A 14,368-nucleotide genomic window follows, 5' to 3' on the forward strand; every position below is an offset into this window, starting at 1 on the left:
TCAATGTTCCCCTGCTTCTGCGCGATCACGACATGCCAGCCTCGGATGGCAGGGCGTTTGACCGGCTCAATCCCGTCACGGGTGAAATTGCAAGCCGCGCCGCTGCGGCCACGCTGGCCGATGCGGTTGCGGCGGGGTCCGCGGCTGCCGCCGCCTATCCGGGCTGGTCGGCACTCGGGCCAAGCGAGCGCCGAAGCCGCCTGATGCGGGCCGCCGACCGGATCGAGGGGAGCCGGGCAGCGTTCATCGCCGTCATGGCGGAGGAAACCGGTGCCACCGCCGCATGGGCGGCGTTCAACGTCACTCTCGGCGCCGAGATGCTGCGCGAGGCCGCCAGCCTCACCACCTCCGTCGCCGGCACGATGATCCCCACGGACAAGCCCGGCATGATGGCGTTCGGCATCCGCCAGCCCGTCGGCGTCGTGCTGGGCATGGCACCGTGGAACGCGCCCGTCATTCTCGGGGTGCGCGCCTTGGCGATGCCGCTCGCCTGCGGCAACACCGTCGTCCTCAAGACGTCGGAACTCTGCCCCGGCACGCATCGGCTGATCGGCGAGGCCTTCCGCGACGCCGAGCTCGGTGAGGGCGTCGTCAACGTCGTCAGCAATGCGCCCGCCGACGCCGCCCGGGTGGTCGAGACGCTGATCGCGCATCCCGCCGTCCGCCGCATCAATTTCACCGGTTCGACGCGCGTCGGTCGCCTCATTGCGGAGGTCGCGGCACGCCATCTGAAGCCGATCCTGCTGGAACTGGGCGGCAAGGCGCCGTTCCTGGTTCTCGATGATGCCGATCTCGACGAGGCGGTGGCCGCGGCGGCGTTCGGCGCCTTCATGAACCAGGGCCAGACCTGCATGTCGACGGAGCGCATCGTCATCGACGAAGAGGTCGCCGACCTCTTCGTCGACAAGCTGGCGCGCAAGGCCGCGACGCTCGTGGCCGGCGATCCGCGCCGCGGCACGACGCCGCTCGGCGCCCTGGTCGGGCTCGATGCGGTCGAGCGGATCGATTCGCTGGTCAAGGATGCCCTTTCCAAAGGCGCCGTGCTGCGCGTCGGGGGCCATGCCAATGGCACGCTGATGGATGCGACCGTCGTCGACCATGTGACGCCGGCCATGCGGATCTATTCGGAGGAATCGTTCGGGCCGGTCGTCGCCGTGGTTCGGGTCCGCGGCATCGACGAGGCCGTTCGTGTCGCCAACGACACGGAATACGGCTTGTCGTCCGCCATCTTCAGCCGTGACGTCAAGCGCGCCATCGATGTTGCCAAGCGGCTCGAATCGGGCATCTGCCACATCAACGGCCCGACTGTCCAGGACGAGGCGCAGATGCCTTTCGGCGGCGTGAAGGCGTCCGGCTATGGCCGTTTCGGCGGCCTCGCCGCCATTCCCGAGTTTACCGAACTACGCTGGATCACGGTGTCGAGCCAGCCGGGAAGCTACCCCATCTAGTGCCGGACCTCGGCATATCGGGGAACGAAGAGGGAGGAAAAAATGTCCAATCATCCAATCCAATCGACCGGCCTGCGCCCCAATCGCCGCCAGGTGATGGCCGGCATCGGCGCCGGCGGTCTGATGCTCGCGACGCAAGGGCGAGCGTTCGCGGCCGGCGCCGAGAATGTCATCAAGGTCGGCTTCGTCAGCCCGCGCACCGGTGCCCTGTCCGGCTTCGGCCAGACCGACGGCTATGTGCTTGACCTGGCGCGCAAGGCGCTGGCCAAAGGCCTTGCGATCGGCGGCAAGACCTACGAGATCCAGATCATCGATGTCGACACGCAATCGGATCCCTCGCGCGCCAGCCAATTGGCGAAGTCGCTGATCAACGCCGATCAGGTCGATCTGATCCTGGCCGTCTCGACGCCGGAGACGATCAATCCGGTCGCCGACGCCGCCGAAGCCGCCGGCGTGCCATGCCTTTCGACCGTCATGCCCTGGGAGGCCTGGTATTTCGGCCGCGGCGCCAAGCCGGGCGCGCCCTCGCCGTTCAAATGGACCTATCATTTCGGCTTCGGCGTCGGCGAATTCTACAAGATGTATGTTTCGCAGTTCGCCCTGATCGAGAACAACAAGAAGGTCGGCGTTCTCTATCCCAACGATGCGGACGGCAATGCCATTCGCGCGAACCTCGTCCCCTTGCTGGAGAAGTCCGGCTATACGATCATCGATCCCGGTGCCTATGAGGACGGGACGACCGATTATTCGTCGCAGATCTCGTTGTTCAGGAAGGAGAAGGTCCAGATCTTCAATTCCTTCCCGATCCCCCCGGATTTCGCCGCCTTCTGGCGCCAGGCGGCGCAACAGGGCCTGCGCAAGCAGCTGAAGATCGCGCAGCTCGCCAAGACCGGTCTTTTCCCGGACGGCGTCGAAGCGCTCGGCACGCTCGGCTACAACCTCGGCAACAACGCTTATTGGCACAAGAGCTTCCCCTACGCCTCCTCGCTCACCGGCATCGGCGGTGAGGCGCTCGCCAGCGGCTATGAGGAGAGCTCGGGCAAACAGTGGACGCAGCAACTGGGCGCCACCCTCTCGCTTCTCGACGCCGGCTTTGCCGCGCTCAAGGCGAGCACCGACCCCAAGAGCAAGGCGGAGATCGCCAAGGCGATCAGCACGCTCAATACCGTCACCATCTCCGGCAAGGTCGACTTCACGAGCGGCCCCGTGCCGAACGTATCCCCCGGTCCCATCGTCGGCACGCAATGGGTGAAGGCGGCGCCGGGCTCGAAGTTCAAGCTCGACTTCGTCGTCACCGACAATGCGACGGACCCGAACGTGCCGATCGCCACCAAGCTGCAGCCGCTCAACGGCTGACGCGGCCGATCTCCCGCCTTCACATGCGGGAGATCCATCCTCTCCCTTTCCTGTCGCGGCGACAGAGCAGACCCGAATGGATCCAAGCGTGAGCGAGGCAACAGACCAGCCGATCATCAATGTCTTGGGGCTTCGGAAGCGTTTTCGCGCGCTGGTCGTCCTGGACGGGATCGACTTCTCCATGCGCGCCGACGAAGCGGTCGGAATCGTCGGCCCGAACGGCGCCGGCAAGACGACGTTTCTGAGCGTGCTGGTCGGTGCGCATCCGCCGACCAGCGGCACCATCGGCTTCATCGGCGAGGACGTCACCCATGTCCCGGCGGCGGAGCGGTGCCGGCGCGGGATCGTCCGGACGCACCAGATCCCCCGCCCCTTCGGCGGCATGACGGTGTTCGAGAATGTCTTCGTGGCGGCGGCGAATGGCGGCGATTTTCCGCGCGAGGAGGGCTATGAGCGCGCGCTCGATTCCCTGCGCCTCTGCGGCATGTTCCATCTCGCCAACCGCCGCGCCGAGACGCTCGGCCTGCTCGACCGCAAGCGGCTCGAGCTGGCGCGCGCGCTGGCGACCGATCCCAAATTGCTGCTGCTCGACGAGATCGGCGGCGGACTGACGGACGGCGAGGCGAACGAGCTCGTCGCCACGATCCGTGAACTGCGCCGGCGCAACATCGCCATCGTCTGGATCGAGCACATCGTCCACATCCTGCTCGCCGTGGCCGATCGCCTGATCTGCATGGACCAGGGCCGCATCATCGCCGACGGCGACCCCGCGACGGTGATGAGAACGCCGGCGGTCGTCGAAGCCTATCTCGGGGGGAGCGCCGAATGAGCCTCCTCGAGATCAAGAGCCTCGACGTCCGCCACGGCCTGCTCCAGGCGGTGCGCGGTATCGACTTCGCCGTCGAAAAGGGCGAGACGGTCGCGCTCGTGGGCGCCAACGGCGCGGGCAAGACCACGCTGCTGCGGGCGATCGCGGGCGCGCATATCCCGTTCGGGGGCAGCGTGCATTTCGGCGGCGTGGATATCACGCATATTCCCGCTTACAGCCGCGTCGGGCTCGGCGTCGCGCTCGTCCCGGAGGGCCGGCGTCTGTTCAGCCAGATGACGGTCGAGGAAAACCTCATCCTCGCGCGCTCGGCCGGCCGCAAGGGTCCCTGGACGATCGATCGCGTCTTCGAGGCCTTCCCCAATCTGGTGCCGCGCCGCAAGGCGAAGGCCGGAAATCTCTCCGGCGGCGAGCAGCAGGCGACGGCGATCGGCCGCGCGCTGATGACGAACCCCGAGATCCTGCTTCTCGACGAGGTCTCGCTCGGCCTGTCGCCGCTCGCCGTCGACCGCGTCTATGCCTCGCTCGATACGCTCATCCAGGGCGGCACGACGATCATCCTGGTCGAGCAGGATCTGCGCCGGGCGATGCGGGTCGCGGACCGGATCGTCTGCATGCTGGAGGGGAAGATCGTGCTGGAAGGCAAGCGCGGCGAGATCACGCGCGAGCAGGTATCCGAAGCCTATTTCGGCCTCGGCAGCGCCAAGGGGAGGCTGCACGCATGATGATTTGGGTCAACCAGATCGTGCAGGGCATCCTGCTCGGCGGCTACTATGCCGTGATCGCCTGCGGTCTGTCCTTCATGTTCAGCGTGATGCGCATGATCAATCTGGCGCATGGCAGCCTCGCGATCGTCGCCGCCTTCGCGCTGTTCGTGCTCGCCGACCAATATGGGCTCAATCCGTTCACCGGCCTGATCCTGGTGCTGCCCGCCATGGCGGCTCTCGGCTGGGTGTTGCAGCGGACGATCCTGGAGCGGAGCCAGCGCGGCGGCATGCTGGTGCCGATCCTGTCGACATTCGGCCTGTCGATCGTGCTCGACAATCTCCTGTTCGAGCGGTTCGGCGCCGATACCCGTTCGCTGGCGCCGTTCATCGACGAGCTTTCCTATGACAGCTGGACGATCACCGACGACATCTACATCGGCAAGCTGGCGGCGCTGACCTTCGTGACGGCGGTCGTGATCCTGGGCGGGCTGCAACTCTTCCTGACGAAGACGCAGCTGGGGCGGGCGATCCGCGCCACGGCCGAGGATCCGGATACGGTCGGCCTCATCGGCATCAACGCCAAGCGCATCAATGCCGCGGCGGCGGCGATCGCCCTCGTGACCGTCGGCATTGCCGGCGCCTTTCTCGGCATGCGCGCCACCTTCGACGCCTATGCGGGCGGGCCGCAATTGATCTTCGCCTTCGAGGCGGCCGTCATCGGCGGCGCCGGCTCGCTCTGGGGAACGCTCATCGGCGGCGTCGTACTCGGCGTCGCCCAGAGCCTCGGCGCCCAGATCAACCCGCAGGGCTTCCTGATCACCGGTCATGCCGTCTTCCTCGCCGTGCTGTTCGGACGTCTCCAAAGCGAGGCGATCGGCACCAAGTTCCGCAAGATCGTGAGGCGTTCCGCATGAGCCGGGATCCAGCCATCCGGGTCGAGCGATGGACGCCGCTGTCGCGCCTGTCCATCCTCGGCGCGACCCTCCTTCTCGTCATGCTCGCAGCGGGGCCGTTCTTCTTCGGCAACAACGCGATCGACAAGCTGACGACGCTTTTCATCTATGTCATCCTCGCGGTGACCTGGAACGCGCTCGCCGGCTATGGCGGTCTCGTCTCCGTGGGGCAGCAGGCCTTCTTCGGGCTTGGCGCCTATGCCGCCGTGCGGCTCGCCGATGCCGGCCTCAACGTCTATGTGTCGCTCGTCCTCGCGGCCGTCATCATCGCGGCCGTCTCCCTGCCAATCTCCAGCTTCATGCTGCGGCTCAAGGGCGGCGAGTTCGCGATCGGCATGTGGGTCCTGGCCGAGCTCTGCCACCTCCTGGTCAATCTCGACAGTCTGGTCCAGGGCGAGACCGGCACCTCGCTGATCGCGCTCAACGCCTATGACGCCGATCAGCGGCACGCCTTCAACTATTGGGCCGCGCTCGGCTCGATGACGGCCATCCTCGTCATCCTGTTCGTCCTGCTCAGGAGCCGCATCGGCTCGGCGATCCAGGCGATCCGCGACAATGAGGAGGCCGCCGCCGCCCTGGGCGTGCGCGTGATGGCAACCAAGCGGATCATCTATGTCTTCGCCGCCTTCGGTGCGGCGCTCGCCGGCGCGCTCTGGCTCTCGACCGCGATCACCTTTCAGCCCAAGACCTATTTCGGCGTCCAGTGGACGGCCTACATGATCTTCATGGTGCTGGTCGGGGGCCTCGGAACGTTCGAGGGCGCCATCCTCGGTGCGCTGATCTTCTTCCTGATCGAAGCGTGGTTCGGCGGCAGCGGCGTCTGGTACCTGGTCGGGCTCGGCGCCACCGCGCTCCTTTTCTCGCTCTTCGTGCCGCGCGGCATCTGGGGCTGGCTCGAGCGCCGCTTCGGCCTGAGCCTGCTGCCGCTCGGCTACCGCATTCTCGGCATCGAGCCGACGGCCGGAACAAGCCCGCCGGATGACGGCGAAAGGGGCGCGACGCCCTCGGCCGGCACGCCCTGACCCCTTCCCAACAGAAACGAAAGACAGACCATGCTGTTCGGCAAGACCATCCTCATCACCGGCGTCTCGTCCGGCATCGGCGCCCGCACGGCCGAACTCGCCCTGGCTTCCGGTGCCGACGTCATCGGCGTCGACCAGCGCGTTCCCGCCACACCGATGGCCTCGTTCATCCAGGCCGACCTGTCGTCACCGGCGTCGATCGCGGATCTCGTCGCCCGCCTGCCCCAGCGCATCGATGCCCTGGCCAATGTCGCCGGGGTTTCGGGCACGCTCGGCGACGCCAAGACGATCGCGATCAACTTCTATGGTCTCAGGACGCTCTCCGAGGCCGTCGCTCCGCATATTCGCGAGGGTGGCTCCATCGTCAATGTCGCTTCGATCGCCGGTTATGGCTGGCGGGCCAATCTCGAACGGGCCAAGGGACTGGTCGGCGTGCAGGGCTTCCCGGACCCGAACGAGATCCTCGAGGAATTCGCCATTGCGAAAGGCGAAGGCTATCCGGTCTCGAAGGAAGCGCTGCTTCTGTGGACCCAGCGGGCCGCTCATCTCAGCCTGTTCAGGGACCGCGGCATCCGCGTCAACGCCGTCAGCCCCGGCCCGGTCTCGACACCGATCCTCAAGGAGTTTCGCCAGGTCTTCGGCGATGCGCGGGTCGACAGCGACATCACCCGCGTCGGCCGGGCCGGCAGCGCGCCCGACATCGCGCCGGCGATCCTGTTCCTGGCTTCCGACGGGGCGCGCTGGATCAACGGCACCAATCTGCCGGTCGACGGCGGACTGGAAGCCTCCATCAATGCGGACGTCCTCGGCTTCTAGGCCGCTGCCGCCATCCATGGCCGGCCCCGTCGCGGCCGGCATCCCGAAAAGGAGAGAACCGTGAAAATTGGCTTTATCATCGACGGGGAAGCGGCAGATGCCGCCTCCGGCGCAACCTTCGACCGCAGGGACCCGGTGACAGGCGCCGTCGCGACCAGCGCCGCCGCGGCAGGCCTCGCCGATGTCGAGGCGATCGTCGCCTCGGCCGCCAAGGCGTTCGAAAGCTGGTCCGAGACCGGCCCCGGCGAGCGGCGCGCGCTGCTTGTGAAGGCCGCGGACATGCTGGAGAGCCGCGTGGCCGATTTCACCCGGCTGATGATGGAGGAGACCGGCGCCACGGCGCCCTGGGCCGGGTTCAACGTCCATCTCGCCGCCGGCATCCTGCGCGAGGCCGGCGCGCTGACGACCCAGATCACCGGCGAGGTCATCCCCTCCGACAAGCCCGGCATCCTGTCGCTGGCCATCCGCCAGCCGGCCGGCGTCGTGCTCGGCATGGCGCCCTGGAACGCGCCGGTCATCCTCGGCGTCCGCGCCATCGCCGCTCCGCTCGCCTGCGGCAATACCGTGATCCTGCGCTCGTCCGAAGCGTGCCCCGGCACGCACCATCTGATCGGACAGGTGTTGAACGATGCCGGCTTCCCGAAGGGCGTGGTGAACGTCATCTCCCACGCCCCTGCCGACGCGCCGGCCGTCGTCGAGGCGCTGATCGCCCATCCTGCGGTTCGACGGGTCAATTTCACGGGATCCTCGAAAGTCGGCAAGATCATCGCCAAGCTCGCGGCCGAGCATCTGAAGCCGGTGCTGCTCGAACTCGGCGGCAAGGCGCCCGTTATCGTCCTCGACGATGCCGATATCGACCAGGCGGTTTCGGCGGCAGCCTTTGGTTCCTACCTGCATCAGGGCCAGATCTGCATGGCGACGGACCGCTTGATCGTCGACGAAAAGGTCGCCGATGCGTTTGTCGCCAAGTTCGCCGCCAAGGCGGCCTCGCTGCCGGCCGGTGATCCGCGCGGCCATGTGGTGCTCGGATCGCTCATCGACCTGAAAGCGGCCGAGCGGATGGACGAACTGATCGCGGATGCCGTTTCAAAGGGCGGCATCGTCGTGGCCGGCGGCAAGCGGACCGGCACCGTCGTGGAAGCGACCGTGATCGACCGCGTCACACCGAACATGCGCATCTATGTGGAAGAGACTTTCGGTCCGGTGAAGCCGATCATCCGCGTCAACGGCGTCGACGAAGCCGTGCGGGTCGCCAACGACACCGAATACGGTCTCTCCTCCGCGGTGTTCGGTCAGGACATCAAGCGGGCGCTCGCGGTCTCCAAGCGGATCGAGAGCGGCATCTGCCATATCAATGGACCCACCGTCGCCGACGAGGCGCAAATGCCGTTCGGCGGCGTAAAATCCTCCGGCTATGGCCGCTTCGGCGGCAAGGCGGTGATTGCCGAATTCACGGAGCTGCGCTGGGTGACGATCGAGGGCCCGCAGCCCTACCCGTTCTGATCGCCAGACGATCGCGCCGGCTCAACCGGGGCCGGCGCGATCGGCCACCACATCGCGAACCGACTGGGCGAAAAGCTGCACCGGAAGCGTCGGCGGCGTGTCGGCGCGGGTGGTGAGGCCGACGGGACCCAGCGTGTCGGCGGTATCGGCCGGCAGCATTGCGAGCAAGCCATGCGCGACATCGTCGATGACGACGCCCTGCGAGATGATCCAGACGGCATCGGTGGCCCGGACATAGCTGCGCGCGAAGGCGTCCGAAACGGTCTCGATCTCGCCGCCGCGCAAGGGCCCGATCGCATTGGCGACGAGAAAGCGGTCGACGATCGGCCGGATGATCGATCCGGGCGGGGGCATCAGCATCTGGAAGCCGCCGATCGCACCCATATCGAAACTCGGCGTGGCCAGAAGCGGATGACCGGGCCGGACGATCAGCGCGATCGCCTCCGAATAGAGGTGCTCGAAGGCAAATCCGCGCATCGCTTCCGGTTCGGCCATGCGCCCGATGACGAGATCGACCTCGCCGACGCGAAGCTGGGACATCAGGAAGGCGTTGGGGCCGGTGAGGATGCGGGGCGTCATGTCGAGTTGCCGGGCGGTAAAATGCATGACCGCGGCCGGCAGGATGCTGGCCGATACGGTCGGCAGGGCTCCGACCGTGAAGATGACGGCGCTGCCGGCTTGCCCGATCGAGCGGACACCCTGCTTCAGCGAGGTCAGGCTCGCGCCGACATAGCGCTGGAAAACCTCGCCATAGCTGGTGAGGATGAGATTGCGGCGGCTCCGGTCGAACAATTCGACGCCGAGGATCGCCTCCAGTTCCTGGATCGTCTTCGAAGCAGCCGGCTGGCTGAGGCCGAGCACGGACGATGCCTGCACGACACTCTTCAATCTGGCGACTTCGAGGAAACAGACGAGATGGCGCAGCTTGATCCGCCCATCGACGATATCGCCGCGTGTCAGATCCATAGCTATAACTCCGGAGTTATAATAACAGCCGATAATCTCATTTTACATGAATATCCGCCACGTCCTATTCTCCCGGAATCGTCATTGAAAGGACCCTGATCTGCCATGGCGTTTGCGCTGCTGAACCATCAGGTGATCCATTGGACCTCGGTGGGACCGACCGACGCGCCGGCGATCGTCCTGGTGAATTCTCTCGGCACCGATTTCCGCATCTGGGACGACGTCGCCGCGCGTCTTCGCGATCGCTGGCATATCGTGCTCCATGACAAGCGCGGTCACGGCCTCTCCGATGCTCCCGCCGGGCCCTATTCGATCGACGATCACACGGACGATCTGCTCGCCCTCGCCGGCCATCTGAAGCTGGACCGGTTTGCGCTGGTCGGGCTTTCGATCGGCGGGCTGATCGCGCAAAATCTGGCACTCCGCGCGCCGGAGCGTGTGGCGGCGCTCGTCCTCGCCGATACCGCCGCCAGGATCGGCACGACGGAGGGCTGGAATGCCCGCATCGACGCCGTGCGAAGCGGCGGTCTCGCCCCGATCGCCGACGCCGTCATGGAGCGCTGGTTCACGCCGAGCTTCCGCGCGGCGCGGCCGGTGGAACTCGCGGGCTGGCGCAACCTGCTGCTGCGGACGCCGCCGGAGGGCTATGGGGGCAGCTGCGCGGCGCTCCGCGACGCCGACCTGACCGGGCGCGTCGGCGCCCTCTCCGTGCCGACCCTGGTCGTCGCCGGCGATCAGGATCTCTCCACGCCCCCGGATCTCGTCCGCGCCACGGCCGATCGCATTCGCGGCGCCCGGTTCGAGACGATTGCATCCTGCGGCCACATCCCGCCGGTCGAGCAGCCGGCTGCGCTCGCCGCCCTGATCGCCCGCCATCTCGAGGAGAACGGACATGTCTGAGCCGACCGAGCGCTACAAGACCGGCCTGGCCACGCGACGCGCGGTTCTGGGAGGGCCCTATGTCGACGCCGCCGTCGCCTCGACCACCGCCTTCAACGCGGATTTCCAGACGTTGATCACCGAAAGCGCCTGGGGCTCGGTCTGGTCGCGCGACACGATCAGCAAGCGCGAGCGCTCGATGCTCACGATCGCGCTTCTGGCCGCGCTCGGCCACCATGACGAGGTGGCGATGCATGTCCGCGCCACCGGCAATACCGGCGCGAGCATGGACGACATCAAGGAGGCGCTGTTGCATGTGGCGATCTATGCCGGCGTGCCCGCAGCGAACCACGCCTTCAAGATTGCCGCAAAAACCTATGCGGAAATGGACGCCGAGGCCAAGACCACGGGCTGACGGCGGAAGATCGGGAGGAGGTCCCATCATGCGAAACCAGAATTCATCCTATCAGGACGGCGCATTCTTCCAGCGCGATCGATCCTGGCATCCGCCGGCCTTCACGCCCGACTACAAGACCTCGGTGCTGCGGTCGCCGAAGCAGGCGCTGCTCTCGCTCGGCAACACGATCTCGGAGATGACCGGCCCGGTATTCGGCCACGACATGCTGGGGCCGCTCGACAACGACCTCATCCGCAATTTCGCGACGACGGGCGACCCGATCGGCCCCCGCACCATCGTTTATGGCCGCGTTCTCGACGAGAATGCCCGGCCGGTGGCCGGCGCGCTCGTCGAATTCTGGCAGGCCAATGCCGGCGGCCGCTATCGCCACAAGAAGGAAACCTATCTGGCGGCGATCGATCCGAATTTCGGCGGCTGCGGACGCGCCATCACCGACGAGGAAGGCCGGTACTGGTTCCGCACGATCAAGCCAGGCGCCTATCCCTGGCCGAACGGCGTCAATGACTGGCGGCCGGCGCACATCCATTTCTCGGTCTTCGGCCATGCCTTCGCGCAGCGCCTGATCACGCAGATGTATTTCGAGGGCGATCCGATGATCTGGCAGTGCCCGATCGTCAGGGGCATACCGAGCCGCGAAGCTGTCGAGACGCTCATCGCCGCCCTGGACCGGGAGGCTTCGCCGCCGATGGATACGCTCGCCTACAAGTTCGACATCGTGCTGCGTGGGCGCCGCTCGACCATGTTCGAGAACCGCAAGGAGGGTAATTGATGGCCCAGAAGCTCGATAGACTGCCAGAGAGCCCGTCGCAGACTGCCGGACCCTATGTCCATATCGGCACGAACCCGAATTTCATCGGCATCACCGGCGTCTACGCGGCGGATCTGGGCTCAGGGCCGGTTCCAGCCGCGGCAAAGGGGGAACGCATCGTCATCACCGGCCGTGTGATCGACGGCGGCGGCAACATCCTCAAGGATGCGCTGATCGAAATCTGGCAGGCGGATGCCGACGGCCTCTATCCCGGCCGCGGCGAGCATCGCGGCACCGCCGATCCGGCCTTCGCCGGCTGGGCGCGCCAACCGGTCGACGGCGTGACAGGCCTTTATCGTTTTGAGACGATCAAGCCCGGCCAGGTCCCCTATTTCGACGGCCGGCCCATGGCGCCGCACATCACCTTCTGGATCGTCGCCCGCGGCATCAACATAGGCCTGCATACGCGGCTCTATTTCGACGACGAGGAAGCCGCCAATGCCATCGATCCGGTTCTCGCCCGTATCGAGCATCGCAGCAGGGTTCCGACGCTGATCGCGGCACGGTCCGCCGAAGGAAGCCTGCCGACCTATATCTTCGACATCCATCTCCAGGGCGAGACGGAAACCGTCTTCTTCGATATATGACGGCGCCGGCGGCATCGGGAGCTGATCCGTCGGCCGCCTCGCAAGCCTGTCCGTCCTGTGCCCGGAGCGAAGTGAACCGATGAGCTTCCCCCTGCTGCACGCCCTTGCCGGCGACGCCGCGATCGCCGCCTTCTTCGCCGAAGGCCGCGAGATCGAGGCCATGCTTGCCTTCGAGGCGGCGCTCGCGGGCGCCGAAGCGGAGGCCGGCATCGTGCCGGCCGAGGCTGCCGCCACGATCGAGACGGCGTGTCGCGGCTTCCGGCCACCGCTCGACGCGCTGCGCGCCGGCATGGCGAAGGATGGCGTCGTCGGGCCCTCCTTCGTGGCGCTCCTGCGCCAGGCGGTAGGTGAGCCGCATGGCAAATGGCTGCATTTCGGCGCGACGAGCCAGGACGTCGTCGATACCGGCTTGATCCTGCGGCTGAAGCCGCTCGCTGCCGAACTCGATGCGCGCCTTGCGGGGACGATGGAAGCGCTCGAACGCCTGAAGGCGGCGCAGGGGGCGACCGCCCTGATGGCGCAGACGCGGATGCAGCGGGCGCTCCCTTTCACGGCCGCCGACAAGATCGACACCTGGCTCAGGCCCCTGGAACGCGATCGCGCACGCCTCGCCGAGATCGCGCCGCGTCTTCTCGTCGTCCAGTTCGGCGGCCCCGTGGGAACCCGCTCGGGTCTCGACGGCAAGGGCGATCTCGTCGCCGAGAGGCTGGCGACGCGGCTCGGCCTCGGCTGCGCGCCGGCCTGGCACACGGCCCGCGACGGCATCGTCGAGTTTGGAAACTGGCTCTCCCTCGCCAGCGGCACGCTCGGCAAGATCGGCGCCGATGTCGGACTGATGGCGCAGAACGAAGTCGCCGCCGTCCGGATCGCCGGCGGCGGCAGTTCCTCCGCCATGCCGCACAAGTCGAATCCCGTGGCGGCGGAAGTGCTGATCGCCCTCGCCCGCTTCAATGCCGGCCTCGCGGGCACGCTTCAGCAGGCGCTCGTGCACGAGAACGAGAGATCCGGCGCGGCCTGGACGCTGGAATGGCTGGTGCTTCCGCAGATGGCGATCACGACGGGAGCGGCGCTGGGCCACGCCCGGCAGCTGATCGAAGCGCTGCGATTCCTGCCCGATGCGCAAATCGCTCAACCGGCGGCGCGATAGTCCGAAGGCGGCAGACCGGCGCGCGCCGCGAAGAAGCGCGAGAAATAGGCCGGATCGGAAAATCCAAGTCCGAAGGCGATCTGCGATATGCCCATGGAGGTGTAGACGAGATGGCGCCTCGCCTCGATCATGAGCCGGTCGTGGATGATCCGGATCGCCGGATGGCCGAGCGTCTCGCGGCAGCAGCGCGTCAGATGCGGCACGGACACGCCGAGCTGCCGTGCATAGGCCTCCAGCGGCTGGTGGCTGCGGAAATCGGCCTCGACGCGCGCCACGAAGCGCTGGACCAAGGCGATCCGGCCGTCGGCCGAAGGCCCGAGCGAGCGCGACATTTGGCTAGCCGCGCGGGCAAACCAGGTCGCCAGCAAGGCCGCATGGGCTGAAAGCGCGATTTCGCGCCCGCCGGCGTTCCGCTCGAATTCGGCGAGGGCGGCCTGCATGGCGGCCTGTAGCCCTCCTGTTTCCGAGCGTTCGGGCGACGGATCCACGACGCGGGGGCTCGCAAGCGCCCGCATCGTCGCCGGCTCGGCCTCGAACAATCGCCGCAGAATCACATCGGCGACGCTGGCGACGTAGCCGACCGTTCCGGCTTCGAACCAGAACTCGTGAATGACAAAAGGCGTGATCACTATCGCCGTTCCCTGTGCGAGCCGATGATCGATGCCATCGATGCGCGCCCTGCCTCCTCCCGAGACGATCAGGAAGAACTGATGCATGTCCTGGTGGCGGTGCGGCTGGATGCGCCAATTGTTGATCGAGCTGCGATCGCCGATCGTCTCGATGTGCAGCGCGTCGGGAAAGCGATCCCCGCGGCGCTCGCCATAGAGCCAATAGGCCGGGACGGAAGCGGTGGACATTGCAAAGCCATGTTCGATTTGTCCAACAAGTTGTGCGAATGCTCCATTCACGTCAAGCCGCGATCGCATAAAACA

At 66.7% G+C, this 14,368-nt stretch carries 15 protein-coding genes; 13 read left to right on the forward strand and 2 right to left on the reverse strand.

Annotated features, from left to right (window positions below):
- The first annotated feature begins 32 nt into the window (after positions 1–32).
- From J3R73_RS27585 to J3R73_RS27620, 8 genes are all read left to right on the forward strand, one after another.
- Positions 33–1,448: an aldehyde dehydrogenase gene (locus J3R73_RS27585; RefSeq protein WP_307437729.1), complete on the forward strand. Its 1,416-nt coding sequence runs from the start codon at positions 33–35 to the stop codon at positions 1,446–1,448.
- 42 nt (positions 1,449–1,490) lie between these two features.
- Positions 1,491–2,804, forward strand: a complete 1,314-nt coding sequence (locus J3R73_RS27590; protein ID WP_370880026.1) for an ABC transporter substrate-binding protein — start codon at positions 1,491–1,493, stop codon at positions 2,802–2,804.
- Between the two features lie 88 nt (positions 2,805–2,892).
- Positions 2,893–3,633 (forward strand): ABC transporter ATP-binding protein, encoded by a 741-nt coding sequence (locus J3R73_RS27595; RefSeq protein ID WP_307434914.1) that lies wholly within the window; start codon positions 2,893–2,895, stop codon positions 3,631–3,633.
- Positions 3,630–4,355 (forward strand): ABC transporter ATP-binding protein, encoded by a 726-nt coding sequence (locus J3R73_RS27600; protein WP_307434919.1) that lies wholly within the window; start codon positions 3,630–3,632, stop codon positions 4,353–4,355. The genes J3R73_RS27595 and J3R73_RS27600 overlap by 4 nt, the downstream gene beginning before the upstream one ends.
- Complete coding sequence (locus J3R73_RS27605; RefSeq protein ID WP_307437732.1) at positions 4,355–5,251, forward strand: branched-chain amino acid ABC transporter permease; 897 nt, start codon at positions 4,355–4,357, stop codon at positions 5,249–5,251. Before J3R73_RS27600 ends, J3R73_RS27605 begins: the two co-directional genes overlap by 1 nt.
- Positions 5,248–6,312: a branched-chain amino acid ABC transporter permease gene (locus J3R73_RS27610; protein ID WP_307434923.1), complete on the forward strand. Its 1,065-nt coding sequence runs from the start codon at positions 5,248–5,250 to the stop codon at positions 6,310–6,312. Before J3R73_RS27605 ends, J3R73_RS27610 begins: the two co-directional genes overlap by 4 nt.
- A gap of 30 nt (positions 6,313–6,342) precedes the next feature.
- Positions 6,343–7,128 (forward strand): coniferyl-alcohol dehydrogenase, encoded by a 786-nt coding sequence (locus J3R73_RS27615; protein WP_307434927.1) that lies wholly within the window; start codon positions 6,343–6,345, stop codon positions 7,126–7,128.
- A gap of 60 nt (positions 7,129–7,188) precedes the next feature.
- Positions 7,189–8,631: an aldehyde dehydrogenase gene (locus J3R73_RS27620; protein ID WP_307434931.1), complete on the forward strand. Its 1,443-nt coding sequence runs from the start codon at positions 7,189–7,191 to the stop codon at positions 8,629–8,631.
- A gap of 21 nt (positions 8,632–8,652) precedes the next feature.
- Here J3R73_RS27620 and pcaQ read toward each other — a convergent pair whose 3' ends face one another.
- On the reverse strand, positions 8,653–9,597 hold the full coding sequence (gene pcaQ, locus J3R73_RS27625; protein ID WP_307434934.1) for a pca operon transcription factor PcaQ: 945 nt from the start codon (positions 9,595–9,597) through the stop codon (positions 8,653–8,655).
- A gap of 105 nt (positions 9,598–9,702) precedes the next feature.
- On the opposite strand from pcaQ, the gene pcaD reads away from it, so the two are divergent.
- The 5 genes from pcaD (at position 9,703) to J3R73_RS27650 (ending at position 13,436) form a co-directional block, all read left to right on the forward strand.
- The gene (gene pcaD / locus J3R73_RS27630; protein WP_307434937.1) at positions 9,703–10,497 is read left to right on the forward strand and encodes a 3-oxoadipate enol-lactonase; all 795 of its coding nucleotides are present in this window, start codon (positions 9,703–9,705) and stop codon (positions 10,495–10,497) included.
- Entirely contained in the window at positions 10,490–10,891 is a 402-nt protein-coding gene (pcaC, locus tag J3R73_RS27635) for a 4-carboxymuconolactone decarboxylase (RefSeq protein WP_307434940.1), read from the forward strand. The genes pcaD and pcaC overlap by 8 nt, the downstream gene beginning before the upstream one ends.
- A gap of 28 nt (positions 10,892–10,919) precedes the next feature.
- Positions 10,920–11,663 carry a protocatechuate 3,4-dioxygenase subunit beta gene (pcaH, locus tag J3R73_RS27640; protein ID WP_307434943.1) on the forward strand — a complete coding sequence of 248 codons (744 nt, stop codon included), beginning with the start codon at positions 10,920–10,922 and terminating at the stop codon, positions 11,661–11,663.
- On the forward strand, positions 11,663–12,289 hold the full coding sequence (gene pcaG, locus J3R73_RS27645) for a protocatechuate 3,4-dioxygenase subunit alpha (RefSeq protein WP_307434946.1): 627 nt from the start codon (positions 11,663–11,665) through the stop codon (positions 12,287–12,289). The genes pcaH and pcaG overlap by 1 nt, the downstream gene beginning before the upstream one ends.
- Positions 12,290–12,368: 79 nt before the next feature.
- Positions 12,369–13,436 (forward strand): 3-carboxy-cis,cis-muconate cycloisomerase, encoded by a 1,068-nt coding sequence (locus J3R73_RS27650; RefSeq protein WP_307434949.1) that lies wholly within the window; start codon positions 12,369–12,371, stop codon positions 13,434–13,436.
- Here J3R73_RS27650 and J3R73_RS27655 read toward each other — a convergent pair.
- Positions 13,418–14,293: a helix-turn-helix domain-containing protein gene (locus J3R73_RS27655; protein ID WP_307434952.1), complete on the reverse strand. Its 876-nt coding sequence runs from the start codon at positions 14,291–14,293 to the stop codon at positions 13,418–13,420. The genes J3R73_RS27650 and J3R73_RS27655 overlap by 19 nt on opposite strands.
- Positions 14,294–14,368: the final 75 nt, after the last annotated feature.

The organism is Labrys monachus (assembly GCF_030814655.1).
GTDB lineage: Bacteria > Pseudomonadota > Alphaproteobacteria > Rhizobiales > Labraceae > Labrys > Labrys monacha.

What these genes read in the sequence shown, in the direction of transcription:
- J3R73_RS27615 (WP_307434927.1), top strand. Translation starts at nt 6,343, where the DNA reads ATGCTGTTCGGCAAGACCATCCTCATCACCGGCGTCTCGTCCGGCATC.
- J3R73_RS27590 (WP_370880026.1), top strand. Translation starts at nt 1,491, where the DNA reads ATGTCCAATCATCCAATCCAATCGACCGGCCTGCGCCCCAATCGCCGC.
- J3R73_RS27610 (WP_307434923.1), top strand. Translation starts at nt 5,248, where the DNA reads ATGAGCCGGGATCCAGCCATCCGGGTCGAGCGATGGACGCCGCTGTCG.
- pcaD (WP_307434937.1), top strand. Translation starts at nt 9,703, where the DNA reads ATGGCGTTTGCGCTGCTGAACCATCAGGTGATCCATTGGACCTCGGTG.
- pcaQ (WP_307434934.1), bottom strand. Translation starts at nt 9,597, where the DNA reads ATGGATCTGACACGCGGCGATATCGTCGATGGGCGGATCAAGCTGCGC.
- J3R73_RS27650 (WP_307434949.1), top strand. Translation starts at nt 12,369, where the DNA reads ATGAGCTTCCCCCTGCTGCACGCCCTTGCCGGCGACGCCGCGATCGCC.
- J3R73_RS27600 (WP_307434919.1), top strand. Translation starts at nt 3,630, where the DNA reads ATGAGCCTCCTCGAGATCAAGAGCCTCGACGTCCGCCACGGCCTGCTC.
- pcaG (WP_307434946.1), top strand. Translation starts at nt 11,663, where the DNA reads ATGGCCCAGAAGCTCGATAGACTGCCAGAGAGCCCGTCGCAGACTGCC.
- J3R73_RS27585 (WP_307437729.1), top strand. Translation starts at nt 33, where the DNA reads ATGCCAGCCTCGGATGGCAGGGCGTTTGACCGGCTCAATCCCGTCACG.
- J3R73_RS27605 (WP_307437732.1), top strand. Translation starts at nt 4,355, where the DNA reads ATGATTTGGGTCAACCAGATCGTGCAGGGCATCCTGCTCGGCGGCTAC.
- J3R73_RS27655 (WP_307434952.1), bottom strand. Translation starts at nt 14,293, where the DNA reads ATGTCCACCGCTTCCGTCCCGGCCTATTGGCTCTATGGCGAGCGCCGC.
- pcaC (WP_307434940.1), top strand. Translation starts at nt 10,490, where the DNA reads ATGTCTGAGCCGACCGAGCGCTACAAGACCGGCCTGGCCACGCGACGC.
- pcaH (WP_307434943.1), top strand. Translation starts at nt 10,920, where the DNA reads ATGCGAAACCAGAATTCATCCTATCAGGACGGCGCATTCTTCCAGCGC.